Genomic DNA, 24,034 nt, shown 5'->3' on the forward strand with positions numbered 1-24,034 from the left:
AGTTAACTGTTTTTTATTGTTGATTTTAAACTGTTTAAAGGTTTACTTTTTAATAATAAAATGATATATTTCTGTTTTTGAAATATCAACTAGCTAATAATTTAAACAAAAAATATTTGTCTTTTGAAAACTAAAATTGCACTATTCACAGCTATATTTGCCTCATTAGCTGTTTTTTCTCAAAAACAATGAACCTTAAAAGAGTGTGTAGATTACGCTCTTAAAAACAACATAACGATTAAACAAAATCGGTTAAATGTAAATTTAGCAGAAAATGATGTTGAGGTCGCTAAAGGAAATTTCTTACCTGATTTAGGATTTAGTAATTCTCATAGAGGATCTTTTGGATTGTCTTCAGGTGTTAGCGGAGTTAATACCAGTCAAGATAGGTATTCAACAAATTTCACTTTAGGAACTCAAGGTACTATATTCAATGGTTTTAGAAACTTAAACACTAAAAAACAAGCTTTACTTAATGTTAAAGGAAGTGAGTTAGACTTAGCGAAAATAGAAAATGATATTTCTTTAAATGTAGTAAACGAATACTTAAATGTACTGTTCGCAAAAGAAAACCTTGTCGTGGCAAAAGTTCAAGCCGAAATAAGTAAAAAACAAATTGAAAGAGCAAAAGCTCAATATGAAGGAGGAGCAATACCTAAAGGAGATTTATTAAATGTAGAGTCTACAGCTGCTAATGATGTTCAAAATGTAGTTTTACAAGAAAACGCATTAAGTATTGCTTTACTTAGATTAAGTCAGTTGTTACAAATTTCTTCAGAAGATTTTGCTATTGCAGATATTGAAGTAGGGTCACCATCAGCAGCTTTATTGTATGACAATTCTAGTGTCGTATACGAAAAAGCATTAACACAATGGCCAGATATAGAAAGGGCAGAATTAAACCTTGAAAATGCAGATTTAGGAATAGAATTAGCTAAAGGGGCTTATTTACCAACCTTAACCTATTCAGCAAATGCAGGTACTTCTTATTTTACAGTATTTGGAGAGCCTGATAGAAGAGTTATTGGAGTTGATCCAGTGACACAATTACCTATATATGAGTCTTATGGTTTTTTTAAGCAATTAGATAATAATTTAAGTTACGGTGTAGGGATTTCGTTAAATGTTCCAATATTTAATCGTTTTCAAACAAAAAACAGAGTAGCTAAATCTACTATTGATAAAGAGGTTTCAGAGTTAGCTCTTGAAAATCAAAAATTGCAGTTGCAACAAGAAATTGAAAGTGCTTTTTTAGATGCTAAAGCAGCAGCAAAAACTTTTGAAGCAGCACAAATATCGTTAGAAGCCCAAAAAGAAGCGTTTAAAAACGCACAGGTAAGTTATGATTACGGATCAATGACTCAATTTGATTTTGATCAAGTTCGTAATCGTTTAGTAAATGCTGAAGGAGCAATGATTAGAGCAAAATATGATTATGTATTTAAAACGAAAGTATTAAAATTCTACTATGGTGAATCTATTGTAGATTAATAAGAAAGAGATATTTATTGTTGGAAGAACCTCGTTAGATTTATGCTAACGGGGTTTTTCTTTGTATGACATACAATGATTTTTTTATTCAACTTTATATAAAATGTATCTTTGCCAAAAATAATTTCAGTTTGGCAACAATCTTAAACATAGAAACAGCAACTAAAAATTGCTCGGTTAGTATAGCGAAAGATGGAGTAACCCTTATTTTACAAGAGTTGAATGATGGTAATTATTCTCATGCTGAAAAACTACATCCATTTATTCAACAAGTGGTAGAGGAAGCTAAAATATCTTTCAATGATATTGATGCTGTAGCTGTAAGTAAAGGACCAGGTTCTTATACAGGTTTGCGTATCGGAGTTTCTGCTGCTAAAGGATTATGTTTTGCCTTTGATAAACCTTTAATTTCTATAGAAACATTGAACTCTTTAGCTCACAAAGCTACTGTAGATAATGGGGTAATTGTACCAATGTTAGATGCACGTCGTATGGAAGTTTATGCGGCAGTTTACGATAGTAATTATAATCAGTTAAGAGAAATTAAAGCTGAAGTTATTGATGAAAACTCTTTTCAAGAATATTTGTCAGAAGGAAAAGTATATTTTTTAGGGGATGGGGCAGAGAAGTGTAAAGAAGTTATAACACATGAAAATGCTGTTTTTATTGACAGTAAACATCCTTCAGCAAAAGAAATGGCACAATTAAGTTATGATAAGTACAAAAAAAACGACATCGAAGATGTCGCTTATTTTGAACCTTTTTATTTGAAAGATTTTGTGGTAACGCCCGAAAAAAAGCGTTAATTCTCTTTGTGAATTTCCACAGAGTGTGGATATGGAATTTCGATTCCAGCTTTGTCTAAGGCTATTTTAGTATTTTCGGTTACATCAAAGTAAACACCCCAGTAATCTTCTGTTTTACACCAAGGTCTTACAGCAAAATTTACTGAGCTATCTGCTAACTCTAATACATTAACCGTAGGAGCTGGTTCTTTTAATACTTTTGGGTGTGAAGTAAGAACATTCATCAACACTTCTTTAGTTTGTTTAATATCTGCGTCATAAGAAACTCCAAAAACTAAATCAACTCTACGAGTTCCTTCCGAAGAAAAATTAATAATATTTCCGTTTGATAAAGAACCGTTAGGAATAATTATTTCTCTATTTGATAAACCAGTAAGCTTAGTAGTAAAAATTTCTATTTCTTTTACAACACCAGTTTCACCTTGAGCTTGTATTAAATCACCAACTTTAAAAGGTTTGAATAACATAATTAACACACCGCCAGCAAAATTACCTAAAGAACCTTGTAGCGCTAAACCAACAGCTAAACCAGCAGAAGCTAATATTGCTGCAAATGAAGTCGTTTCTACTCCAAGTTTTGCTATTACAGTAATTATTAAAAGGATTTTTAATGTCCAGTTTAATAAGCTGATTAAGAATTTTTGAAGTGTGATGTCAACTTCTCTTTTAATCATTACTTTTTTGGTAGCTCTAAGTAGTAGGCTAATAATATAAGAACCTACAATGTAAATAATAATAGCCATAATCGCTTTTGGGGCATAGGTGACTATTAACTCTTGAAATTTTTCTAAATACTTTTCCATTAGTTATGGTAAATTTTAGTGATTAATAATTGATTTTATTAGTAGTGGTTGGTTTTTATCTATAGAATTAAACTAGCTAACGCTAATAAAGCTGGGATAGACTGAATGGCAAAAATACGAGGTTTTTTTGTAGAAAAAGAACCATAAAGACCTGCAATAAACACACAGATTAGAAAAAATATAGCAATATCGTTTTTTTGTGAAATCATAGACCAGATTAAACCAGCTGCTAAAAAGCCATTATACAATCCTTGATTGGCTGCTAATACTTTAGTTTCTTCGGCAAATTGTTTAGATTTTAGTCCGAAGGTTTTTATGCCTTTAGGATGCGTCCATAAAAACATTTCAAGTATTACGATGTAAATATGAATCAATGAAACAAACGCTATTAAAGTGTATTGTAAACCATTCATAAATATTAGAAAATTAAATAAGCGGTTTCGAAAATAATTAATCAAAACCGCAATTGATAGTTAGTGTATGTTTTCGGTTATTTTACTTCAAAAGTAACCTTAAGATTTACTCTAAACTCTGTGACTTCGTCATTATTTACAACCACACTTTGTGATTGCACAAAGGCAGACTTAATCCCTTTTACCGATTTTGAAGCTTGTTTAATCGCTTTTTTTGTAGCATCTTCCCAACTATTTTCAGAGTTTGCTAAGATTTCAATAACTTTCATTACAGCCATAATTTCTCGTTTTTTTATAATTGTTATGTAAATATAAGGTTTTGTTTTTTTTATTTTGCTGAAAATTAATCAATTATATTTTTAATGTTAATTTAATGTTACGTAAATGTTTCAAATATGTAAAATTTTTGTATATTTGTGTTATCAGGTATTAACTTTAAAAGATTTAGATTATGAAAAAATTAGTATTAGCAGTATGCATGTTGTCGGTAGGATTGTTACAAGCTCAAGAAGTAGAGCCAAAATATGAAGTAACAGGAGAGTTAGTGAAAGTCACGTATTATTACGAAAATGGTGCTATTAAAGAACAAGGTTTTTTCAAAGATAAAAAGTTAGAAGGTACTTGGACGTCTTTTGATACAAAAGGTAACAAAGTGGCTATTGGTCATTATGAAGCTGGTAAAAAAGTAGGAAAATGGTTTATGTGGAAAGAAGACGGTTTAAAAGAAATCGACTTTAAAGACTATACTATTGCTAGTGTTCAAACTTGGAAAGAAGAAACCAAAATGGCAGTTAAGTAAGGTTGTTACTTGAATAAAAAATAAAAAACCGAGCAATTTGCTCGGTTTTTTTATTTTCTTCCAAAATCGGCAGGAATTTCGCCCCATGCCTTGGTTTCCCATTTCAATAATGGATTTTTATAAGAATTTTCTTGTAGCCATTTTTCGGCACGTTTTATTAAATCTAGTATCTCTTTATTAGAGCTGTCAAAAACAATATTTGTTCTGCATTGTTTCTTTTTAACCCAACTCATGGCAATTTTTGAATCGGAATAAATAGGGTAAGTATCCAGTTTTTTACTTTTTAGTAAAGCAATTCCGTGAACTAAAGCTAAAAATTCACCAATATTGTTGGTCCCATTCTTAAAAGGCCCCATTCTAAAAATTTCTTTTTTACTGTGGGTAAGTACACCTCGGTATTCCATTATTCCAGGATTACCAGCACAAGCAGCATCAACCGAGATGCTTTCTAGAATAGGAGTTCCATATTTAGCTTTCTCTGTAGTTGATAAAGTATGCTTTTTAGTGTCTTTTCCTTTGAATTCGTTATAACTTTTACTCAACGCAAGTTCTGCCTCTTTTTTATCGGCAAAAGCCTTGTATTGAGCTCCTGTGAAACCATCAATTTGTTTTTTACAAGCATCCCAAGATGAAAAAACACCCGTTTTTTTCCCTTTCCAAACAACGTAGTATTTTTTCTTTTTACTCATTTTGTAAAATTACCTCTTCAATCACCTTCGGAAAATGCTCATATTCTAACTCGTGAACTTTTTGAGCAATCGTTTCTGGGGTATCTTCAGAAGAAACAGCCGTTTTTGCTTGAAAAATAATAGCTCCTTCATCATAATTTTCATTCACATAATGGATGGTAATACCTGTTTCAGGTTCATTATTTTCTTTTACAGCTTTGTGTACATTCATCCCGTACATGCCTTTCCCACCATACTTTGGTAATAATGCAGGATGAATATTGATGATTTTATTAGGGAAAGCTTCAACAATTTTAGCAGGAATACGCCATAAGAAGCCTGCTAACACGATAAAATCGGCTTCTACATGTAAGAAATTTAAAACAGTGTCATCTTTTGTAAAACTTTCTCTATCAAAGAGCGATGCGTCTATTCCTAGTCTTTCGCAACGGTCAAAAACTTTGGCATGTTCATTGTTAGAGAGCACGTGAGTAACAATTGCAGTTTGAGTTGAATTGAAGTGTTTTATGATGTTTTCGGCGTTAGAACCCGATCCTGAAGCAAAAATTACGATGCGTTTCATGTTAAAAATCAGTTGTTTTGTTACTACAAAAAAAAGAATAATTATTAACAATGGTGGTATTTGTAGCAAAATATTCAGGTATTTTTTTTAATTTAGACATCACATTTTTGTGCAAAAGTTAGAATTAATAACTAAGATTTGTATTTTTGCCACGATTTTAAATTTTAAAACAAACAAATTATGTCAGACATTGCATCAAGAGTAAAAGCAATTATCGTAGACAAATTAGGAGTAGACGATAACGAAGTAACTAACGAAGCAAGCTTCACAAACGATTTAGGAGCAGATTCTTTAGATACAGTTGAGTTAATCATGGAATTCGAAAAAGAATTTGATATCCAAATTCCAGATGATCAAGCAGAAAACATTGGTACTGTAGGTCAAGCGATTAGCTATATTGAAGACGCAAAAAAATAAGATTATATGCAATTAAAACGAGTTGTAGTAACTGGACTTGGCGCATTAACGCCAATAGGAAACAATAAAGAAGAGTATTGGAATAGCTTAGTTAACGGAGTTAGCGGAGCAGCACCTATAACGTATTTTGATGCTGCCAAGTTCAAAACTCGTTTCGCATGTGAACTTAAAAACTTCGACGCGACTGAATTCATTAACAGAAAAGAAGCGCGTAAAATGGATAGGTTTACGCAGTATGCAATGGTTGCTTCTGATGAAGCAATTGCTGATGCGAAGTTAAACTTAGACGAAGTAAACAAATTAAGAGTTGGTGTTATTTGGGGCGCTGGTATCGGAGGTTTAGAAACATTTCAAAACGAAGTGTTAAGCTATGCTGAAGGTGACGGCTCACCTCGATTTAACCCATTCTTTATTCCAAAGATGATTGCAGATATTGCACCTGGAAATATTTCTATTAAAAATGGATTTATGGGGCCTAACTATACTACGGTATCTGCTTGTGCATCATCTGCAAATGCAATGATTGATGCATTAAATTACATTAGACTTGGTCATTGTGATGTAGTTGTAACAGGTGGTAGTGAAGCTGCAGTTACAATTGCTGGTATGGGAGGTTTTAATGCTATGCACGCTTTATCTACTAGAAATGAGAGTCCAGAAACAGCTTCAAGACCATTTGATGCTGAGCGTGACGGATTTGTATTAGGTGAAGGAGCAGGAGCTATTATCTTAGAAGAATACGAACATGCCAAAGCTCGTGGAGCTAAAATTTATGCTGAAGTTATAGGTGGAGGGTTATCTTCGGATGCTTACCACATGACGGCACCACATCCTGACGGAATAGGTGTTATTGCTGTAATGAAGAACTGTCTTGAAAATGCTGGAATAAAACCAGAAGACGTAGATCATATCAACACTCACGGTACTTCTACCCCTTTAGGAGATGTTGCAGAGTTAAAAGCAATCTCTGAAGTTTTTGGAGATCATGCTAAAAACATTAATATCAACTCAACAAAGTCTATGACAGGACATTTGTTAGGTGCTGCTGGTGCAGTTGAAGCTATTGCTTCATTATTAGCCATGGAGCACGGTATTGTTCCCCCAACAATTAATCACACTAACGTTGATGAAAACATCAACCCAGAGTTAAATTTAACGTTAAACAAAGCTCAAAAAAGAGAGATTAAAGTTGCAATGAGCAATACATTTGGTTTTGGTGGTCATAATGCCTGTATAGCCTTTAGAAAACTAGATTAATCTTTTATGAATTTTCTTCGTAGAATTGTCAAACCCCAAAATAAGGAGGACGAAAACTTCTACTACGAATTAAAAGAGTTACTTAATTTTAAACCAATTAAGTTATCGCTTTATAAAAAAGCGTTTACGCACAGATCTCTAAAGTTAGTTGACAGTAAGGGAAATCCAGTTAATTATGAACGTTTAGAGTTTTTGGGAGATGCTATTTTAGGAACGGTAATAGCTTCTTACCTATTTAAAAAAGTGCCCGATGGAGACGAAGGGTACTTAACACAAATGCGCTCTAAAATTGTTAGTAGAGAGCACTTGAATGATTTAGGTAAAGATTTGGACTTAATCAAATTTGTAAAAAGTAATATTTCCAAAGAACATGTTAGTAACAATATTCATGGAAATATTTTTGAAGCCCTCATCGGAGCTATTTATTTAGATAGAGGGTTCAATTATTGTCATCAGTTTATTTACGAACAAGTTATAATGCCTTATGTAGATATTGAAAGACTTGAAGGTAAAATATCAAGCTACAAAGGTTTTGTTATCGAATGGTGTCAAAAGCAGAAGAAAAAATACAAGTTTGAGTCTTATGAAGATTCTGGTAATCAGAATAAGAAGCATTTTAGCGTACGTGTAAGTATAGATGGTAATATTATCGCAAAAGGTAGGGCGACCTCTAAGAAAAAAGCAGAAGAAATAGCTGCTAAAAGAGTGTACTACGCTATGCAAAGTCAAATGTTAAATACTTAACACTTACTTAAAAACGTTTTCGGAAAATTTACACACTGTTTTAGATACATTCATTAATTTAGCAAAAAGCAAATAGTTGTTTTTATGCCAATTTATGAGGTAAATATTAATGATTTTTCTAACGACGATTACACGTTAATAGGCGTCCATACTACTTTGAATGACTATAGGTTAGCGTATTTGTTAAACAAACATTTACAAGTTAACTTTCGTAGAGCAAATTACGATTTAGATTTTTTTCAAAAGAATATAGAATCTTCATATGTCGTATACGAGTATACAAACACAAAATTAGATCAAGATTGGTTTTTAATATCCAACGTATTTAAATACACTCTTGAAGCAGAATCAATAAGTCTTTTTGGTCAAAGTGATTCAACTAGCTTTTTGATTCCAGAAAAGAAAAAAGTTGATTTTTTTTTAAAGATAGAAGGAGAATTTGATTACGATTTTATAGTAAAACTAATAGAAAATATTAATCAAATTCCACAAATAATAACCTCTTATGAAATAGAGGTAAACTCATTAAAGTCGAAAGACTTTTTAATTTTTTAATAATATGCCACATAACAAGAAAACAAAAATTGTAGCAACATTAGGTTCAGCAACCAGTACTAAAGAAGTTTTAGCAGATATGGCTGCTGCAGGTGTTAATGTTTTTAGAATTAATTTTTCACACGCTGATTATGATGTAGTAAAAGAGCGTATTCGTCAAATACGTGAAATTAATGAAGAAAGAGGGTATAATGTAGCAATTTTAGCCGATTTGCAGGGTCCTAAGCTAAGAGTAGGGGTAATGGAGGAAGGAGTAGAGTTAAAGGCTGGAGACACCTTTATTTTTACTACAGAGAAATGTGAAGGAACTCAAGAAAAGGCTTTCATGACCTATCAACATTTTCCTAAAGATGTAAAAGTCGGAGAAAAGATCTTAGTTGATGATGGGAAGCTGTTATTTGAAGTAGTTGCAACAGACAAAGAGAAAGAAGTTGTAACTAAAGTTATAGTAGGAGGTCACTTTAAAATCAAAAAAAGGTGTAAACTTACCTAATACTAAAATATCATTACCTGCTTTAACTGAAAAAGATAAAAAAGATGTTGTTTTTGCATTAGAACAAGAGGTAGATTGGATTGCACTTTCTTTTGTGAGAACACCAGAAGATTTACGTATTCTTCGCGATTTAATTAAGCAGAAATCACGTTATAGAGTTCCTGTAATTGCTAAGATTGAAAAACCAGAAGCGGTTGAAAATATTGATGCTTTAATCCCTTATTGTGACGGATTAATGGTAGCTCGTGGTGATTTAGGGGTTGAAGTGCCAATGCAAGATGTACCTTTAATACAAAAAATGTTGGTTCGTAGAGCTAAACAAGCGAGAATTCCTGTAATTATTGCAACGCAAATGATGGAGACCATGATTGAAAATTCGGTACCAACTAGAGCAGAAGTAAATGATGTGGCCAATTCTATTATGGATGGGGCTGACGCAGTTATGCTTTCAGGTGAAACATCGGTTGGTAAACATCCGGTACGAGTTATTCAAAAGATGACAGAGATTATTGGAAGTGTAGAGTTTTCAGATTTGATTGAAGTTCCGCAAGAACCGCCACATATTCGCACAAAAAGATTCATTACAAAATCGGTTTGCCACCATGCAGCACTAATGGCAGATGATATTAATGCAGCTGCAATCTCTACTTTAACGAATAGTGGATATACCGCTTTTCAAATTTCAGCTTGGAGACCTAAATCACACGTATTGGCATTTTCTTCTGAAAAGAGAATTTTAGGGAAATTGAATTTGTTGTGGGGAGTTAGAGCTTATTTTTATGATAGAGAGTTAAGTACTGATGACACAATTGAAGATATTAATGAAATTGCAAAGGAGAAAGGTTTTGTAAAATCAGGAGATTTTATAATAAATCTATCATCAATGCCTGTTGAAGCCAAAGGAATGGTAAATACCTTACGTGTTTCACATATTGACTAAATAAAGACAATAAAATATAGAAAAGCTCAACTTTAAAAGTTGAGCTTTTTTGTTTTATAGTTTAAGCTTTCGAGTACAAATAATAGCATCGTTTATCACAAAAGGCATGGGCATCATTACTTCACTTCTTGGTTTAATTGTAAACTTAGGATGTGATAGTAAATCATTAGATATTTCGTGTAATGTAATATCTGGTTCTACATTTTTATCAATAGAAAAAGAAATAGTTAAATTGCTATCAGTATTTGCCATTTGGTAAATAAGTAACGTGCCTTTATCAGTAGTAAAAGCTTTTCCAGAGTCATATAAAGTACCGTTAACAGTTAGGTCAGTTAGAGTAATTTTAGAAGCTGTAAACAATTCATATTTAGCGATAGTTCTAGTAGGTGTAATAGTAAGAGAGATGTTTCTCTTCCCATTACTAATAGTGTCTTTATTGATATTTATGTTAGAAACAGCAATGTCTTTATTATCTGTTTTTTTATAATAATTAAAAGAAGTATTGTACTTGCTATTTCCAGCAAGCAAATCTTTTCCTCCTTGAGGGGAATCTTCATCAAAAAACTGTTTAGTATATCCGTCTAGGGTTTTATTATGACTAGCCCAATACGAAGTATTAGTATCAGAATTCTGGATGAATACTAAGCTGTTAGGTTTTTTCTTTTCTATTGAAAATCCACTATTAAAAGTAGCTAAAACAAAAAATAATAAGGTTATAAAACCTGTAAGAGCTTGCCACCCATTTTTTAGTTTTTCTTGCTGAAAAATAGGAAGCATAAATCCGAAAAGAAGCACTAAAAGTACAGCAGAAATTAATAGCATTTTTAAACCTAAAGCAACAGGAAATAGTAGAACCATTGGGGCAACCATATAAATAGTTGGAATTGATAGAATAGCAAACAAAGTACCTCTAGACTCCCTTTTAATATTCATAAAAAGTAGAACTGCTAAAATAAATAATGAAGCATATACAGGAATAATTAAAAAACCAGCACCAGGAAGGTTTGTGTATATAAGGTAATTTACAACCAATCCAAAGGTAATAGGAGCAACCAATAAATCTGTTGTTTTGTGTTCTTTAAAGAACGAATAAGTTTTAAAAATTATCCAAAGGTTTAAGAATACAAAAGCGATGATGTATTGATGTCCGTTATAAGTAAATCCGTGTAATATATCGGTATACTGTGGATGAATAATTAATAGCAATTGCCATAAACCATACGATATTCCCATACAGATTACTAAGGAAATGATATAAGGGATAAACCCTTTTAACATTCCAACAGTGGTGATTTTTTTTCTTGAAATTCCTACAAAAACCAACGCAATAAAAATAACTAGGGCAATAATTAACATAGGTAAAACCCAAGAAAAAGGATAGGTTAAAAGTTTTGTAAAAGGAAAGTTGACATAAATATAGTCGGTGTCACTGTTTAAATTAGTTAAGTCAGCATCTGCAAAATAGTTTAATGTGCTAGTTAAGTAGTCTGCTTGATGGAGTAAGGTTTCTCTGTTTAATCGTTCGTAAGAGTCTTGTTCGGTATGATAATCAAAATGATCATCAATAAAAGCAAAATTAAATCCGTTGACATTCCCTTTTTCTCTAAAAACCGTTAAATCGGTATCGTTAGGTAGTTTTTTGTATACTCCATACATCAAAGAATTGGCGGCAGGATAGTTTGGATTCGCTTTCAGAAATTCAGTAAGTAATGTTTTATTTTTTCCGTTAGTTTCCATCAGCATATAACTAGATCCACCACTACCACGTGCTTCAAAATTTAAAACTAAACCAACATCTTTTGCCCAAGGGTGCTTTTCAACAAAGGCTTGCGCTCCTAATAAACCTAATTCTTCTGCATCCGAAAAAAGAATGATAATATCGTTTTTGGGCGTTTTATTTGCTGCTAAGTAAGCTCTAATACCTTCTAAAATAGTTACCACACCAGAACCCGCGTCACTAGCTCCAAGTGAAGAATGTGGATTGGAATCGTAATGTGATAATAGTAGCAAAGCTTTGCTACTGTCACTTCCCTTAATTCTAGCAAGAATATTTTCTGTGGTTGTAGCAGCTCTCCATTTTTTATTGATAGCTGTCTGATATTGAACTTCGGGGTTTAATCCTAGTTTTTTTAATTCTTGCACAAGATATTCTTGTACAATTTTGTGCTCCTCTGTACCGGTATGATGTGGTTTTTGAGAAATGTTTTTTAGATGATATAACGCGTTGTCTACAGAAAAATCAGCAGTTTTTATTTCTTTTTTAGTGGAAGATACACTAGGTATCATATCACTAAAGCTCCAATAAACTGTTAGAATGATAATGATTACAGCTAGGTAATTTCTTGATGTTTTCATAGTTTAATTTTATCCCTTATAAAAATAGGGAATTTATTTTTTAACATTCGTAATTTTAATTAGTTAAAAATCAGTATATTTAAGTCTATCCTAAAACTAATTATTATGGGAATTATCAATTTTCAAGGTAAACGAAATAATCCACCAGAAAAAGAGAAGGAGCCAATTTTAGTGTCAGATTATATGACGAAAAAGCTTATTACGTTTAAGGAAGATCAAACTATTGAAGAGGCTATTAATATTTTAATTAATAATAAAATATCAGGTGGCCCAGTTGTAAATGATAATAATGAATTGGTAGGTATTATTTCAGAAGGTGATTGTATAAAGCAAATTTCAGATAGCAGATATTATAATTTACCGATAGAGAATAGTACTGTTGGAAGAGCGATGGTGAAAGAGGTTGAAACGATAGATGGTACTACGAACATATTAGATGCAGCCAATAAGTTTTTACAATCTCGTAGAAGACGTTTTCCTATCGTTCAAAACGGTAAGCTAGTCGGTCAAATTAGCCAAAAAGATGTGTTAATTGCAGCGATGAAGCTTAAAGGAAATACTTGGAAGTAGTTACTCTTGTCTAACTAATAAATAGAATTCATTTTCCAGTTCTAAATATCCTTGGTCGTACACATAATAATAGGTGTTTCCTGTTTTTGTGGTGTATAAAGATGTGATAAATTTAAAGTCGAAACCCCTATCAAATAGTTTACGACGTGTTACTTTTGTTTTTCCAGAAACGTTTAACTCGGAAAGAATTTTATAGTTTTTTCGTAAGCGGTTATTCGTATTTCTGATAAGGTTTTTACTATCCTTGTTTACCTTGTTATTGTAGGCATTTCTACAGTAATCGGAACAGAATTTTTTATCAATTCTTCCTATTACTTTTTCACCACACTCTAAGCATTGTTTATCGATCATAATCTGATTTTTTTAATTCGTACCAGTTTACATCCACACCCTTGAATCCAAATTCATTCACAAATTGTAAACCTATTTTTTGCAGAATTTTGTTAGAACCAATATTTTCTACATCGGCAGCACCGTAAATAATATCATAATTCATTTCTTTAAAGCCGAAGTCTAAACAAGCAAAAGCAGATTCAGAAGCATACCCTTTACCCCAAAAACGAGGAATGAAACGATAACCGATATCAATAAAATCAGTAAATCCATTTAATTCTTCTTTTTCTCCTGTATTGAGTTTCAATCCTGACCATCCAATGAATTCTCCTGATTCTTTTTCAAAAGCAGCAAATCTGCCAATACCTCTTTCTTTGTATTGCTCTTCAAAAAACGTGATAATATCTTCTGCTTGCTTGTAGGTTGTGATTGGATTGTTTCCTAAATATTTATGCACTTCAGCGTTTGAGTCTAACTCAAAAATTCCTTCTGTTTCACTTTTTCTAAATTCTCTTAAAATTAAGCGCTCGGTTTCTAAATAAAATCTCATGCTCTAACTGTTTGATTTCAAATATATTAAAAATATTTAAACGATTACATTCAATTACAAACGAAAACAAATGATTACTAACCGTTTTTAATTTGTACGGTGTTTCATCTTTGCAGTGTCAATTCGTTTGAATGACAGAGTCTTAACTGTTTAACATTAAAAACAAATATTATGAACGCACTAAAAAACAGAGTACAGTTAATTGGAAATTTAGGAACTACACCAGAAATCATCACATTAGAAAGTGGTAAGAAGCTAGCAAAATTTGCTATTGCAACCAACGAAACATATAAAAACGCACGTGGTGAAAAGGTTACCGATACACAATGGCACAATGTGGTTGCTTGGAACAAAACAGCTGAAATTATTGAGAAGTACTTAAAAAAAGGTAAAGAAGTAATGATTGAAGGCAAATTAACATCTCGTTCTTTTGAAGATAAAGAAGGGAATAAACGTTATGTAACTGAAGTAGTTTGTAATGAACTATTGATGTTAGGGAAATAGTGCTTTAAGAGGCTGTCAAATGATAGCCTTTATTTTTTACATTTCTTACATGTCTGTTAAAATCTTGTTTCTTAAAAAACTTGTTGTTGATATATTTTTTATTCTAATTAAGTTTTAACTTGTTTTTTTATAACTCCAAACCGCCAAACCGTTCATTATTATGGCATAGACCAGTGTTTTTATGGCCAATGGAAAAATATTGGTAAACCCAGAACCTTTAAGCATGACCATTCGTATGATTTCCACAAAGTATTTGATAGGATTAAATTCCGTAAGTAGTTGCGCCCATTTTGGCATACTTTCAATGGGGGTGAATAAACCACTCATCAATATAAATATGACCATAAAAAACCAAGCAATAAACATAGCCTGCTGTTGTGTGTCCGTGAAGTTTGAGATGAACAACCCCATTCCCAAAATCACTAATATATAAACTGAAGTATAGGCATAAAGCAGTCCCAAATTTCCTAGCATGGGTGTATTAAAAATAACTTTGGCGAGTAGTAAGCCTATGGTTAACAGTCCCATTCCCAAAACCCAAAAAGGGAATAGTTTTCCAATTATAAAATGATGCTTTTTTATGGGCGTTACATTGATTTGTTCCAAGGTACCTATTTCTTTTTCTCTCACAATGTTCATTCCCGAAAGAAACAGCGTAATCATGGTAACAAGCAAAACCAAAATCCCGGGTACCATGAATGTTTTGTAGTTCAAGGTTTGGTTGTACCAAAATAGAGGAATGCTGTCAATACTGTTCGGTTTTTGTACCGTATCTGAAATCTGTATTAATTCTGTTGCAATGTACTTGTTGTAATTCTGAATGATTTGTGTTATGTAGACATTAATAACGCCTGCTGCCGCACCATCAATGGCATCGATAAACACGCCTATGGCATTTGTTTTGTCTTTTTGTAAATCCCCTTCAAAGCGCACAGGTATGTTTAAGTAGGCATCTATTTTACCTTCTTGCATAGCTTGCGAAGCTTCTTTTTCAGAAGAAAATCTTTCTGAAACATTGAAATACGATGAAGCTTCAAATTGCGTTATCAATCCTCTTGAGGTGCTGCTATTATCGGCATCAACATATCCAAATTGAATGTTTTTTATTTCGTAGGTTGCCGCATTGGATAAAATGACCAATTGCAGTACTGGTAAAATAAATATAATGGGCAGCATGCCTTTGTTTCTAAAGATTTGCTTAAACTCCTTTCGAATGATATACAGTATAATGTTCATCTTACTCCAACCTGATTTTATATTTTTTTACACTTATGCCTATGAATAGCAAGGTCATTAGAACAAGGATTGCGGTTTCTTTAAAAATATAGCCAATGCTAACACCCTTTAGCATGATGCCTTTTACGATAATGATAAACCATTTTGCGGGTATGATATTGCTGATAACTTGAAGCGGTAAGGGCATGCTGCTGATGGGAAAAATGAACCCGGAAAGTAATATGGTGGGCAGCATTAAACCCATTAGGGAAATCATCATGGCCGCTTGCTGTGTTGCCGATATGGTTGAAATTAAAATACCCAATGCCAATGAGGTGATGATAAACAGCACGCTTTCAATACCTAGTAAGAACAGGCTACCATTAACAGGCACATTAAAGACGAAAATGCTCAACAACACAATAACTAGCGCATTGATAATGGATAGGAAAATGTACGGAAACACTTTGCCAATAATTACCTGAAACGGTTTTAATGGGGACACCAATAAAATTTCCATAGTGCCCTGTTCTTTTTCCCGGGTGATGGAAATGGACGTCATCATCGCGGATACCAACATCAAGATAACCGTCATCACGCCTGGAACAAACATATAAACGCTCTTCAATTCGGCGTTATATACCATCCTGCTTTGCGGAACAATTTGGTAATCTATGGTGCTATTTTTGTTTAATTCCTGCTGATATTTTTTAAGTATTGACGAAATATAATTACTGATGGTGCTTGCCATATTAGGGTCGGTAGCATCGGTAAGTACCTGTACATTGGCCTGTTTTTCTTTAATGAGATTATTCCCAAAGTTATTTTCAAATTGAACTACAGCTTTTACTTTTCCTTTTTTGAATATGGATTCTATGGACGATTCTTGCTGAATAATATCTACAATACTAAAGTGTTTTGAAGAGGCTATTTTATTTATTATTTCTTTAGAGGTAACATCATTGGCTTGGTCTAAAATGGCAATATTTACATTGTTGATTTCATTGGTAATGGCAAAACCAAACAGTAATATTTGGGCAATGGGCATTCCGAACAAAATAAACAGGGAACGTTTATCTCGGAAAATGTGATAAAACTCTTTTCGTACAAAGCCTACAAATCGTTTCATCCTCTGGCCAGTTTTAAAAACACATCGTTCATGGTGTCTGTTTTATAATGCTCTTTTAGTTTTTTTGGGGTATCAAGCGCTTCAATTTTACCATTGACCATTATGGAAACGCGGTCGCAGTATTCGGCTTCATCCATATAATGGGTCGTTACAAAAATGGTCGTTCCGTTGTGGGCGGCTTTGTATATCATTTCCCAAAACTGGCGTCGGGTAATAGGGTCAACGCCACCTGTGGGCTCATCTAAAAAGACAATTTTGGGTTCGTGCAAAAGCGAAACTGAAAAGGCCAACTTTTGCTTCCATCCCAAGGGTAATGAAGCCACAAGGCTGTTGGTGACTTCTTGAAGCCCTAGTTCCTCAACCAGTTCGCAGCGCTTTTGGTCTATTTGCTTTTTAGATAGTCCATAGATGCCACCAAAAAAAGTGATGTTCTCTTTTACGGTCAAATCATCATACAAAGCAAATTTTTGACTCATGTAGCCAATGTTCTTTTTAATGGACTCGGCTTCTTTATACACATCAAAACCGGCAACCGTTGCCTTTCCCGATGTAGGCGATGAAATACCAATAAGCATTTTCATGGCTGTCGTTTTGCCAGCGCCATTAGCTCCTAAAAAACCAAATATTTCACCTGCCTTAACCTGAAAACTGATGTTGTTTACGGCAGCAAAATCACCAAATAATTTGGATAAATCTTCTACTTGTATGACGTTCTTATCTTTCATTATTTCGCTAATTCCATAAAAGTATCTTCTATGGTAGGTTGGGTTTCTTCTATGTGAATATCCGTAAGCCCTTGTGATTCCAAATAGGCTTTTAAACTTTCCTTATCCATAGAGTCCCGCTTGTCTGTATAGTGTACAAACTCACCAAAAGGAAAAATACTGTAGGTATGTTCATACTTTGTTAAACTCGCAATAAGACCGTACATATTATCAGCATTGATATTGTATAAAGGTTTAGGGAAATGGCTTACAATAGCGTTTGGCGTGTCAATTTCCAGGATTTTACCATCTTGAATTAACGCAATACGGTCACATAGGGCCGCTTCGTCCATATAAGGAGTAGACACCAAAATGGTGATACCTTTTTCTTGCAACCGCTTTAGCATTTCCCAAAACTCTTTTCTGGACACAGGATCCACACCGGTTGTAGGTTCATCCAAGAACAATACTTTGGGTTTGTGTATCAATGCACAGCTCAACGCTAATTTTTGCTTCATACCACCTGATAATTTGCCTGCCCTACGATTTTTAAAAGGTTCTATTTGTACATAAATATCTTTTACCAAATCGTAGTTTTCTTCAATGGTTGTTCCAAAAATGGTGGCGAAAAAATTTAGGTTTTCCTCTACGGTCAAATCTTGATACAATGAGAATCGCCCAGGCATGTAGCCAACACTGTTTCTAATGGACTTGTAATCATTAAGTACGTCATAACCTGCCACGGTAGCTTGTCCTTTATCAGCTATCAACAAGGTGGTTAGGATGCGAAACAAGGTCGTTTTACCGGCACCATCAGGCCCAATGAGCCCAAAAAGCTCACCGGGCTTTACATCAAAAGAAATAGCCGATAAGGCAGTTACCTTGCCATAGGATTTTGATATGTTGGATACGGTAATGCCCATGTTTATTCGAAATATTCGTCGTAGGCATTTACATTTTGCTCAATGCTCTTATAAATGCGTTGTGCTTCATCCAGTGTTTTAGCCTCTTCTAAAGCATCAATTTTTTCAATTAAAGGAAGTAGCCATACGTGAAGATTATCGTGTGAAGGTCCTTTCATGGAACACTCCTTGATGACATAGTTTTTCTCTTTATTCAAGGCATTGACAATCTCGTGATAGTCTTTCAACTCTTTAGGATTACTCTGTGTTAAAATTGATTTCATATTGGCGACACCTTCATTGGTTTCTGGGTTTGCTTCCCATCTAGCACCATTGTTCAGTTCTATGTTGTTCATCCAGTTATTGTCAATTACAGCACTTTCAGAATGTTGTTCTGTGTGTTCAACTTTTTTGGTTTCAGTTGTGCTGTTTTCTTTTGGCTGGTCTTTACAGCTTGCAATAAATAATGCTGCTGCAAATAGCATGAGTGTTGTTCTTTTCATAAGTTTTAGATTTAAATAGTTATTGATTTTTATTTGATTTTAACCACATTTCGGCGGGCATTCCTATTTTTAAACTACCATCGTTTTTTACCTGAACCTTTACTGCATAGACCAAGGCAACGCGTTCCTCTTTGGTCTGGATGATTTTAGGAGTAAACTCCGCTTCTGAAGCTATCCAACTAATAGTACCCTCATAGGTTTTCATTCCCTCTTGGTCATCGATTTTGACGGAAACGGATTCACCTATCGTTATCTTGGCCAATTGAGTTTCACTTACGTAAACACGCAGTTCCATTGTTGATAAATCGGCAATTTTATAGAGTGGTTTTCCAAAAGCTACAATCTCGTTGGTTTCGGCATATTTTGATAGCACCGTTCCGTTTATTGGATTAACGATTTTACTTTTTTGAATTTGGTCTTCTACTTGTTGTAATTGCACGTCAAGCGTTTTTAGTTCGTTTACCACAGGCGCATTTTGGATTTCCACACTTCGTATTTGGTTTTTGATGACGTCTATTTCACCTTGCACATCATCCAGTTGTTTTTGAGTCCCGGCATTGTCTCTAATTAGGTTCTCGACTCGGGTTTTGTTGATATTGGCGGTTTTCAGTCTGGCCTGTAACACGTCAATTTGCGACAAGACACCTTTGGATTTGGAATTAATGACATCTTTTTGAACCAAAAGTTGCTCTTTTTTGAGATACAAAGGAATGGTGTCTATATAACCGATTAATTGGTTGTGCTCTACAACAGTGCCTTCGTCAATAGTGAAAGCCATTAGTTTTCCTGTGTTTTCCGCGGAAATGGTTATTTCGGTAGCTTCAAAATTACCGTAGCCATCTGCTTTATCACCATTACTGTTACAAGCGGTTTGCAAAACTGAAACAGTTAGTACAATTAGTATTTTTATTCTTGTTGTTTTCATTGTTCTTCTATTTAGTATCTCCTTTAAGGATGTTGTAATTGGCTTTGGCCAGTTCCAATTGGGTTTTATGTTGATTGAACACATTCTCTGTTTCGTGCAATTTGGTAAGTTCTGTAACATATTCAGAGGTTGTAATAACACCATTCTTTAATTGGGACTCCGAAGTGGCCACAACTTCCTGTTGCAAAACCATAAGCTGTTGGTCTATATCAATGGTGTTTTCAAGGGTTTCAATTTCTTTGAGCTGTTCATTTAAAGCGGTGTTTGTGTTCAGTTTAAAAACTTCTTCTTGATTGTCTATCAATTCTTTTGAATAGTCCAGTGCTTGCCGTTGCTTTTTATTGCCGTTCCAGTCGAACACATTCCAGTTTAACTTTAAACCAACTATGTAATATGAGGTAAAGTCGTTTTCCAGCATATTCAAGCCTGGGTTGCCATAACCGCCTGTTGCAAAACCATTGAGTTCAGGAATCAATGATTTTGATAGTAGGTTTTGTTGATGTTCAATCTCTTGTTTTTGCAAGCTGTACAAACCTAATTCGGGTCTGTTCAATTCAGAACTTTCGTTCATTGAGACCAAAGGTTTTTGGAATTCTGTTTCAGCTGAAATGGAAATTCCAATTAATGCAGATAAAGAGGCTATCAATTTTGATTTATTGTTGACGGCTTCTTGTTTATGCTGTAAGATTTTAAGCAATTCGGCTTCAATAACTTTATCTGAAGTTGGTAACAGCACGCCGTTTTCTATTCCAGACTTCACTTCCTTTAGTTTACTTTGTAACTGTTGTTCCCTTACATTCAATAGTGCCGTTTGGTCATCAATCAGAAGAATTGAAAAATACAGTTGGTTAACATGTTGTTTCAACTGGTACAGATTGACTTCAACTTCCTGTTTTTTTCTATCGGTTGCAATATTCTGAAGCCCTTGTGTTGCCTTGATTTTTCCGCCATTAAAAATCAACTGGTTGGCCGTAAGGGTAGCACGGTATTGGTCGTTGTTCAAAGGTTCGATACCCGTGTTTGGAAAAGGCACTTCCGTAACGTCACTTTGATAGGTGGCTTGGGCATTCAGGTTAAATTGCGGTAACGTTTTGGCTGTAATAGCCGAAAGTTCTGCTTCTTTTTGACTATCTAAAATAGCACGCTGTTTAACAAGTGGATAATTTGTATTTAAACCTTCATAACACTCTTGTAAACTCATTGTGCTTTGGCTGTAGCCAAAACATGTTGTTAACAGAACTAATGCATATATAAATATAGTTTTCATAGAGAATTATTTTCTAATGGAATTAATGATGAAATCGGATACTTCCTTTTTTCTTGCTTCCATAAGTGTTTTGAAGGTTTTGTCATCAGCATCTGTAAAGGCTTTGATTAAAGGTGAAGCAACAAAGGGGAAAATATTTAGGGATATAATGTTGATGAACAATTGTTCTGCGCTAATCGGTTTTATGGTTCCTTTGTCCACTTCATTTTTTACTTGCTCCTTAAACTTGTCAATATTGGGAAAAGCAACATTGGTTTTTATTTTTTCAATGAACTGCGGATTTCTGTTAAGCTCTTGAATGATGAAGTTTGGTAAGTAAGGATGCTTTAAAATAAAGCTGATATGGTTATGGGTGAAGTTCTTGATTTTGTCTTCCAAGCTTGAATCATCGTTAAGTATGGCATTAAGCTGTGGTGCCAATAAGGTAAACGCCTTTTTGAAAACAGCTTCAAACAAAAGTTGCTTGCTTCTGTAATAGTAGTGCAACATGGCCTTGTTGATGCTAGCTTTATCAGCAATTTCTTGCATTCTGGCACCATCCATTCCTTTAGATTGAAATATTTTTTGTGCTGCTTCCAGTATTTGTTCCTCTGTTTTATTGTCTTTGTGTTTCGCCATAATTCAACCATTAAGTTTAACCATTTGGTTAACAAAATTAAATAAAAAAAGATTAAAAACAAATATGGTAGCTTAAATTTGTGGCTTTAATATGGGTGAGGCTAACAAAAGTAGTGAGCAACGAGGCACAATGTAGTTGCTTGGAATAAAACAGCTGAAATTATTGAGAGGTACTTAGAAAAAGGAAAAGAGGTAATGATTGAAGGTAAATTAACCTCTCGTTCTTTTGAAGACAAAGATGGTAACAAGCGTTACATTACAGAAGTAGTTTGTAATGAGCTATTGATGTTAGGAAATAAATAAGTGGGAAAACTACTATGATGAAAGAAAAAGTAAAAGAGCGGTTTTTAACCGCTCTTTTTATATTATAAATTCATACTTAACTGAATACGTTTTCTAGCAATATCAACTTCTAACACTTTTACCTGAACATGTTGATGCAAACTCACATGTTCATTTACATCTTTAACAAATGTATCAGATAGATTAGATACATGTACCAAGCCACTTTCTTTAATTCCAATATCTACAAAGCAACCAAAGTTGGTGATGTTGTTTATAATTCCAGGTAGTATCATACCTGTTCGTACATCATCTATTGTTTTAATATGCTCGTTAAAACTAAAAGCTTTGGCTTTTTCACGAGGATCTAAGCCAGGTTTTTCCAACTCTTTTATAATATCTTGTAGGGTTGGTAATCCGTAAGAATCGGTTACATATTGTTGTAGTTTAATTTGTTTTAAAACTGAAGAATTGCCAATCAAATCATCTACTTTTTTACCAACGTCTTTGGCTATTTGTTTTACTAAAGCATAGCGCTCTGGATGTACAGCAGAATCATCTAGCGGGTTGTCACCATTTTTAATTCGTAAGAAACCAGCAGATTGCTCAAAGGCTTTTCCTCCTAAACGAGGAACTTTTTTAATGGCAGTTCTATTTGCAAATGCTCCGTTTTCATTTCTATAATTCACAATATTTTCTGCCAATTTAGGTCCGATACCAGAAACATAACTTAACAAAGAAGCACTGGCGGTATTAATATTAACACCTACTTTGTTAACACAGTGTTCTACTACAGTATCTAACGACTTTTTTAGTTGTGTTTGATCTACATCGTGTTGATACTGTCCAACTCCGATTGATTTTGCTTCAATCTTTACCAATTCAGCTAAAGGATCTGCTAATCTACGACCGATGGAAACTGCTCCACGAACGGTTACATCATAATTAGGAAATTCATCTCGTGCAATTTTGGATGCTGAATAAATAGAAGCACCAGCTTCACTTACGAAAAACAGTTCTACGGAATTTTTAAAGTATACACGTTTTACTAATTGCTCTGTTTCTCTCGAAGCAGTTCCGTTACCAATAGCAATGGCTTCAATTTTATAAGCATCGGCCAAAGAGCTAAGTTTGTTCATCGCTTCTTTCGACTGATGCTGAGGAGCATGAGGAAAAATAGTTTCGTTATGTAATAAATGTCCTAGTTCGTTCAAACAAACTACTTTACAACCTGTTCTAAATCCTGGGTCGATAGCTAAAATTCGTTTTTCACCCAGTGGAGAGCCTAATAGTAGTTGTTGTAGGTTTTTAGCAAATACTTTGATGGCACTTTCGTCTGCTTTTTCTTTGGCAAGAGTTAAAGCTTCATTTGACAAAGCAGGAAAAAGCAAACGTTTGTATGCATCGGCAATAGCTAGTTCAATTTGTTCTGCACATCCGTTATGTGAACGAATAATTCTGTCTTCTATTTTTTGAAGTGCTCGTTCGTCGTCAATACTAATTTTTACACGAATGAAACCTTCTTTTTCTGCACGTAAAATAGCTAACAATCTGTGAGAAGGAATTCGACTTAGGTTTTCTTCCCAATCAAAATAATCTTTAAATTTTTGAGCAGCTTCGTCTTCCTTTTTGGTTTTGACAGCTTTGGTTGCAATGGTAGCAAAACGTTCTAATTGGTAACGAATGTTATTTCTAACATCCGTTCGTTCGTTAATCCATTCCGCAATAATATGGCGAGCACCTTCTAAAGCATCGTCTATTTGTTCTACTTCGTTCGAAAGGTATTTTGAAGCAGTAAACTCCAAATCGTTGACTCGCTGACTCATAATCATCTTTGCTAACGGTTCTAATCCATTTTTGCGAGCCGTTTCAGCTTTGGTTTTACGTTTCTTTTTATAGGGAAGGTATAGGTCTTCTAGGGAGGTTAAATCTTCTGCTTTTTCAACCTTGCTTTTTAATTCATCGGTTAAAACTTCTTGCTCTTCTAAAGCTTTTAAAATTGTTGCTTTTCGTTTTTCTAAGGCTTCAAATTGTTCTTTGAATTGTACAATTTGACCAATTTCAACTTCATCTAAATTTCCTGTTTTTTCTTTTCGGTAACGAGCAATAAAAGGAATGGTACAATCTTCATTTAACAGTTCAATAGTATTTTGAATTGATTTTTGAGAGATTTGAGTACGGGAGGTTATATAAGAAATGAGTTGCATA

25 protein-coding genes and 3 pseudogenes are annotated in these 24,034 nt (G+C 33.8%); 11 read left to right on the forward strand and 17 right to left on the reverse strand.

Going from position 1 to position 24,034, the window contains the following annotated elements; all coding sequences use genetic code 11:
• Positions 1–225: 225 nt before the first annotated feature.
• A pseudogene (locus tag AC3VI6_RS06500) lies at positions 226–1,491 on the forward strand (TolC family protein); the annotation flags it as partial.
• Between the two features lie 131 nt (positions 1,492–1,622).
• Positions 1,623–2,297, forward strand: coding sequence for a tRNA (adenosine(37)-N6)-threonylcarbamoyltransferase complex dimerization subunit type 1 TsaB (tsaB, locus tag AC3VI6_RS06505; RefSeq protein WP_497705586.1), 675 nt, complete (start codon positions 1,623–1,625; stop codon positions 2,295–2,297).
• On the opposite strand, the gene AC3VI6_RS06510 is transcribed toward tsaB, so the two are convergent.
• The 3 genes from AC3VI6_RS06510 to AC3VI6_RS06520 all read right to left on the reverse strand — a co-directional run bounded on the left by AC3VI6_RS06510 (position 2,294) and on the right by AC3VI6_RS06520 (position 3,791).
• Positions 2,294–3,100: a mechanosensitive ion channel family protein gene (locus AC3VI6_RS06510; protein WP_497705587.1), complete on the reverse strand. Its 807-nt coding sequence runs from the start codon at positions 3,098–3,100 to the stop codon at positions 2,294–2,296. The genes tsaB and AC3VI6_RS06510 overlap by 4 nt on opposite strands.
• Before the next feature lie 59 nt (positions 3,101–3,159).
• Complete coding sequence (locus AC3VI6_RS06515) at positions 3,160–3,513, reverse strand: DUF1304 domain-containing protein (protein WP_497705588.1); 354 nt, start codon at positions 3,511–3,513, stop codon at positions 3,160–3,162.
• Positions 3,514–3,590: 77 nt separating this feature from the next.
• Positions 3,591–3,791, reverse strand: a complete 201-nt coding sequence (locus AC3VI6_RS06520) for a dodecin family protein (protein WP_408034512.1) — start codon at positions 3,789–3,791, stop codon at positions 3,591–3,593.
• Between the two features lie 173 nt (positions 3,792–3,964).
• Between AC3VI6_RS06520 and AC3VI6_RS06525 the strand changes: the two genes are divergently transcribed.
• Positions 3,965–4,312 carry a toxin-antitoxin system YwqK family antitoxin gene (locus AC3VI6_RS06525; RefSeq protein ID WP_408034513.1) on the forward strand — a complete coding sequence of 116 codons (348 nt, stop codon included), beginning with the start codon at positions 3,965–3,967 and terminating at the stop codon, positions 4,310–4,312.
• Positions 4,313–4,362: 50 nt separating this feature from the next.
• Here the strand turns inward: AC3VI6_RS06525 and AC3VI6_RS06530 are convergent, their stop codons facing one another.
• Positions 4,363–5,001: a ribonuclease H1 domain-containing protein gene (locus tag AC3VI6_RS06530; protein WP_497705589.1), complete on the reverse strand. Its 639-nt coding sequence runs from the start codon at positions 4,999–5,001 to the stop codon at positions 4,363–4,365.
• Positions 4,994–5,563, reverse strand: a complete 570-nt coding sequence (gene purN / locus AC3VI6_RS06535) for a phosphoribosylglycinamide formyltransferase (RefSeq protein WP_298997123.1) — start codon at positions 5,561–5,563, stop codon at positions 4,994–4,996. Before purN ends, AC3VI6_RS06530 begins: the two co-directional genes overlap by 8 nt.
• Before the next feature lie 180 nt (positions 5,564–5,743).
• Between purN and AC3VI6_RS06540 the strand changes: the two genes are divergently transcribed.
• From AC3VI6_RS06540 to pyk, 5 genes and pseudogenes are all read left to right on the forward strand, one after another.
• Entirely contained in the window at positions 5,744–5,980 is a 237-nt protein-coding gene (locus tag AC3VI6_RS06540; protein ID WP_028891431.1) for an acyl carrier protein, read from the forward strand.
• A 6-nt stretch (positions 5,981–5,986) separates the two neighbouring features.
• Complete coding sequence (gene fabF, locus AC3VI6_RS06545) at positions 5,987–7,237, forward strand: beta-ketoacyl-ACP synthase II (protein WP_274634776.1); 1,251 nt, start codon at positions 5,987–5,989, stop codon at positions 7,235–7,237.
• 6 nt (positions 7,238–7,243) lie between these two features.
• The gene (gene rnc / locus AC3VI6_RS06550) at positions 7,244–7,981 is read left to right on the forward strand and encodes a ribonuclease III (protein ID WP_274634777.1); all 738 of its coding nucleotides are present in this window, start codon (positions 7,244–7,246) and stop codon (positions 7,979–7,981) included.
• Positions 7,982–8,065: 84 nt separating this feature from the next.
• Positions 8,066–8,536, forward strand: coding sequence for an IPExxxVDY family protein (locus AC3VI6_RS06555; protein WP_298997097.1), 471 nt, complete (start codon positions 8,066–8,068; stop codon positions 8,534–8,536).
• A gap of 4 nt (positions 8,537–8,540) precedes the next feature.
• Positions 8,541–9,969 (forward strand): annotated as a pseudogene (gene pyk / locus AC3VI6_RS06560) (pyruvate kinase).
• A 54-nt stretch (positions 9,970–10,023) separates the two neighbouring features.
• On the opposite strand, the gene AC3VI6_RS06565 reads toward pyk, so the two are convergent.
• Entirely contained in the window at positions 10,024–12,324 is a 2,301-nt protein-coding gene (locus AC3VI6_RS06565; protein WP_497705590.1) for a M20/M25/M40 family metallo-hydrolase, read from the reverse strand.
• 105 nt (positions 12,325–12,429) lie between these two features.
• Here AC3VI6_RS06565 and AC3VI6_RS06570 point away from each other — a divergent pair, with 105 nt between their 5' ends.
• Complete coding sequence (locus AC3VI6_RS06570; protein WP_435254066.1) at positions 12,430–12,894, forward strand: CBS domain-containing protein; 465 nt, start codon at positions 12,430–12,432, stop codon at positions 12,892–12,894.
• On the opposite strand, the gene AC3VI6_RS06575 is transcribed toward AC3VI6_RS06570, so the two are convergent.
• Both AC3VI6_RS06575 and AC3VI6_RS06580 read right to left on the reverse strand, forming a co-directional pair.
• Positions 12,895–13,245, reverse strand: a complete 351-nt coding sequence (locus AC3VI6_RS06575) for a hypothetical protein (protein WP_497705591.1) — start codon at positions 13,243–13,245, stop codon at positions 12,895–12,897.
• Entirely contained in the window at positions 13,235–13,777 is a 543-nt protein-coding gene (locus AC3VI6_RS06580; RefSeq protein WP_497705592.1) for a GNAT family N-acetyltransferase, read from the reverse strand. Before AC3VI6_RS06580 ends, AC3VI6_RS06575 begins: the two co-directional genes overlap by 11 nt.
• Positions 13,778–13,948: 171 nt before the next feature.
• Between AC3VI6_RS06580 and AC3VI6_RS06585 the strand changes: the two genes are divergently transcribed.
• A complete protein-coding gene (locus AC3VI6_RS06585) occupies positions 13,949–14,281 on the forward strand; it encodes a single-stranded DNA-binding protein (protein WP_497705593.1) in 333 nt (110 codons plus the stop codon).
• Between the two features lie 114 nt (positions 14,282–14,395).
• Here the strand turns inward: AC3VI6_RS06585 and AC3VI6_RS06590 are convergent, their stop codons facing one another.
• The 8 genes from AC3VI6_RS06590 to AC3VI6_RS06625 are packed head-to-tail and all read right to left on the reverse strand — an operon-like array spanning position 14,396 to position 21,544.
• Positions 14,396–15,517 (reverse strand): ABC transporter permease, encoded by a 1,122-nt coding sequence (locus AC3VI6_RS06590; protein ID WP_497705594.1) that lies wholly within the window; start codon positions 15,515–15,517, stop codon positions 14,396–14,398.
• A 1-nt stretch (position 15,518) separates the two neighbouring features.
• Entirely contained in the window at positions 15,519–16,625 is a 1,107-nt protein-coding gene (locus tag AC3VI6_RS06595) for an ABC transporter permease (protein ID WP_435254070.1), read from the reverse strand.
• On the reverse strand, positions 16,622–17,350 hold the full coding sequence (locus tag AC3VI6_RS06600; RefSeq protein ID WP_497705595.1) for an ABC transporter ATP-binding protein: 729 nt from the start codon (positions 17,348–17,350) through the stop codon (positions 16,622–16,624). The genes AC3VI6_RS06595 and AC3VI6_RS06600 overlap by 4 nt, the downstream gene beginning before the upstream one ends.
• A complete protein-coding gene (locus AC3VI6_RS06605) occupies positions 17,350–18,252 on the reverse strand; it encodes an ABC transporter ATP-binding protein (RefSeq protein WP_497705596.1) in 903 nt (300 codons plus the stop codon). Before AC3VI6_RS06605 ends, AC3VI6_RS06600 begins: the two co-directional genes overlap by 1 nt.
• 2 nt (positions 18,253–18,254) lie before the next feature.
• The gene (locus AC3VI6_RS06610; RefSeq protein WP_497705597.1) at positions 18,255–18,716 is read right to left on the reverse strand and encodes a hypothetical protein; all 462 of its coding nucleotides are present in this window, start codon (positions 18,714–18,716) and stop codon (positions 18,255–18,257) included.
• 37 nt (positions 18,717–18,753) lie between these two features.
• On the reverse strand, positions 18,754–19,659 hold the full coding sequence (locus AC3VI6_RS06615; RefSeq protein WP_497705598.1) for an HlyD family secretion protein: 906 nt from the start codon (positions 19,657–19,659) through the stop codon (positions 18,754–18,756).
• Between the two features lie 7 nt (positions 19,660–19,666).
• Entirely contained in the window at positions 19,667–20,926 is a 1,260-nt protein-coding gene (locus AC3VI6_RS06620; protein ID WP_497705599.1) for a TolC family protein, read from the reverse strand.
• Positions 20,927–20,932: 6 nt separating this feature from the next.
• A complete protein-coding gene (locus tag AC3VI6_RS06625) occupies positions 20,933–21,544 on the reverse strand; it encodes a TetR/AcrR family transcriptional regulator (RefSeq protein WP_232395083.1) in 612 nt (203 codons plus the stop codon).
• A gap of 126 nt (positions 21,545–21,670) precedes the next feature.
• Here AC3VI6_RS06625 and AC3VI6_RS06630 point away from each other — a divergent pair.
• Positions 21,671–21,847 (forward strand): annotated as a pseudogene (locus AC3VI6_RS06630) (single-stranded DNA-binding protein); the annotation flags it as partial.
• A 62-nt stretch (positions 21,848–21,909) separates the two neighbouring features.
• Here the strand turns inward: AC3VI6_RS06630 and AC3VI6_RS06635 are convergent.
• Positions 21,910–24,033 (reverse strand): Tex family protein, encoded by a 2,124-nt coding sequence (locus AC3VI6_RS06635; RefSeq protein WP_497705600.1) that lies wholly within the window; start codon positions 24,031–24,033, stop codon positions 21,910–21,912.
• Position 24,034: the final 1 nt, after the last annotated feature.

This window comes from Tenacibaculum sp. TB-56 (genome assembly GCF_059716275.2).

Bases quoted from the DNA above. Each gene is read 5' to 3' on its own strand.
- AC3VI6_RS06515 (WP_497705588.1), bottom strand. From the start codon at position 3,513: ATGAATGGTTTACAATACACTTTAATAGCGTTTGTTTCATTGATTCAT.
- AC3VI6_RS06575 (WP_497705591.1), bottom strand. From the start codon at position 13,245: ATGATCGATAAACAATGCTTAGAGTGTGGTGAAAAAGTAATAGGAAGA.
- AC3VI6_RS06600 (WP_497705595.1), bottom strand. From the start codon at position 17,350: ATGAAAGATAAGAACGTCATACAAGTAGAAGATTTATCCAAATTATTT.
- AC3VI6_RS06590 (WP_497705594.1), bottom strand. From the start codon at position 15,517: ATGAACATTATACTGTATATCATTCGAAAGGAGTTTAAGCAAATCTTT.
- AC3VI6_RS06555 (WP_298997097.1), top strand. From the start codon at position 8,066: ATGCCAATTTATGAGGTAAATATTAATGATTTTTCTAACGACGATTAC.
- fabF (WP_274634776.1), top strand. From the start codon at position 5,987: ATGCAATTAAAACGAGTTGTAGTAACTGGACTTGGCGCATTAACGCCA.
- AC3VI6_RS06520 (WP_408034512.1), bottom strand. From the start codon at position 3,791: ATGGCTGTAATGAAAGTTATTGAAATCTTAGCAAACTCTGAAAATAGT.
- AC3VI6_RS06565 (WP_497705590.1), bottom strand. From the start codon at position 12,324: ATGAAAACATCAAGAAATTACCTAGCTGTAATCATTATCATTCTAACA.
- AC3VI6_RS06570 (WP_435254066.1), top strand. From the start codon at position 12,430: ATGGGAATTATCAATTTTCAAGGTAAACGAAATAATCCACCAGAAAAA.
- AC3VI6_RS06635 (WP_497705600.1), bottom strand. From the start codon at position 24,033: ATGCAACTCATTTCTTATATAACCTCCCGTACTCAAATCTCTCAAAAA.
- AC3VI6_RS06525 (WP_408034513.1), top strand. From the start codon at position 3,965: ATGAAAAAATTAGTATTAGCAGTATGCATGTTGTCGGTAGGATTGTTA.
- AC3VI6_RS06585 (WP_497705593.1), top strand. From the start codon at position 13,949: ATGAACGCACTAAAAAACAGAGTACAGTTAATTGGAAATTTAGGAACT.
- purN (WP_298997123.1), bottom strand. From the start codon at position 5,563: ATGAAACGCATCGTAATTTTTGCTTCAGGATCGGGTTCTAACGCCGAA.
- AC3VI6_RS06530 (WP_497705589.1), bottom strand. From the start codon at position 5,001: ATGAGTAAAAAGAAAAAATACTACGTTGTTTGGAAAGGGAAAAAAACG.
- AC3VI6_RS06610 (WP_497705597.1), bottom strand. From the start codon at position 18,716: ATGCTATTTGCAGCAGCATTATTTATTGCAAGCTGTAAAGACCAGCCA.
- AC3VI6_RS06620 (WP_497705599.1), bottom strand. From the start codon at position 20,926: ATGAAAACTATATTTATATATGCATTAGTTCTGTTAACAACATGTTTT.
- AC3VI6_RS06595 (WP_435254070.1), bottom strand. From the start codon at position 16,625: ATGAAACGATTTGTAGGCTTTGTACGAAAAGAGTTTTATCACATTTTC.
- AC3VI6_RS06510 (WP_497705587.1), bottom strand. From the start codon at position 3,100: ATGGAAAAGTATTTAGAAAAATTTCAAGAGTTAATAGTCACCTATGCC.
- AC3VI6_RS06625 (WP_232395083.1), bottom strand. From the start codon at position 21,544: ATGGCGAAACACAAAGACAATAAAACAGAGGAACAAATACTGGAAGCA.
- AC3VI6_RS06540 (WP_028891431.1), top strand. From the start codon at position 5,744: ATGTCAGACATTGCATCAAGAGTAAAAGCAATTATCGTAGACAAATTA.
- AC3VI6_RS06615 (WP_497705598.1), bottom strand. From the start codon at position 19,659: ATGAAAACAACAAGAATAAAAATACTAATTGTACTAACTGTTTCAGTT.
- AC3VI6_RS06605 (WP_497705596.1), bottom strand. From the start codon at position 18,252: ATGGGCATTACCGTATCCAACATATCAAAATCCTATGGCAAGGTAACT.
- AC3VI6_RS06580 (WP_497705592.1), bottom strand. From the start codon at position 13,777: ATGAGATTTTATTTAGAAACCGAGCGCTTAATTTTAAGAGAATTTAGA.
- rnc (WP_274634777.1), top strand. From the start codon at position 7,244: ATGAATTTTCTTCGTAGAATTGTCAAACCCCAAAATAAGGAGGACGAA.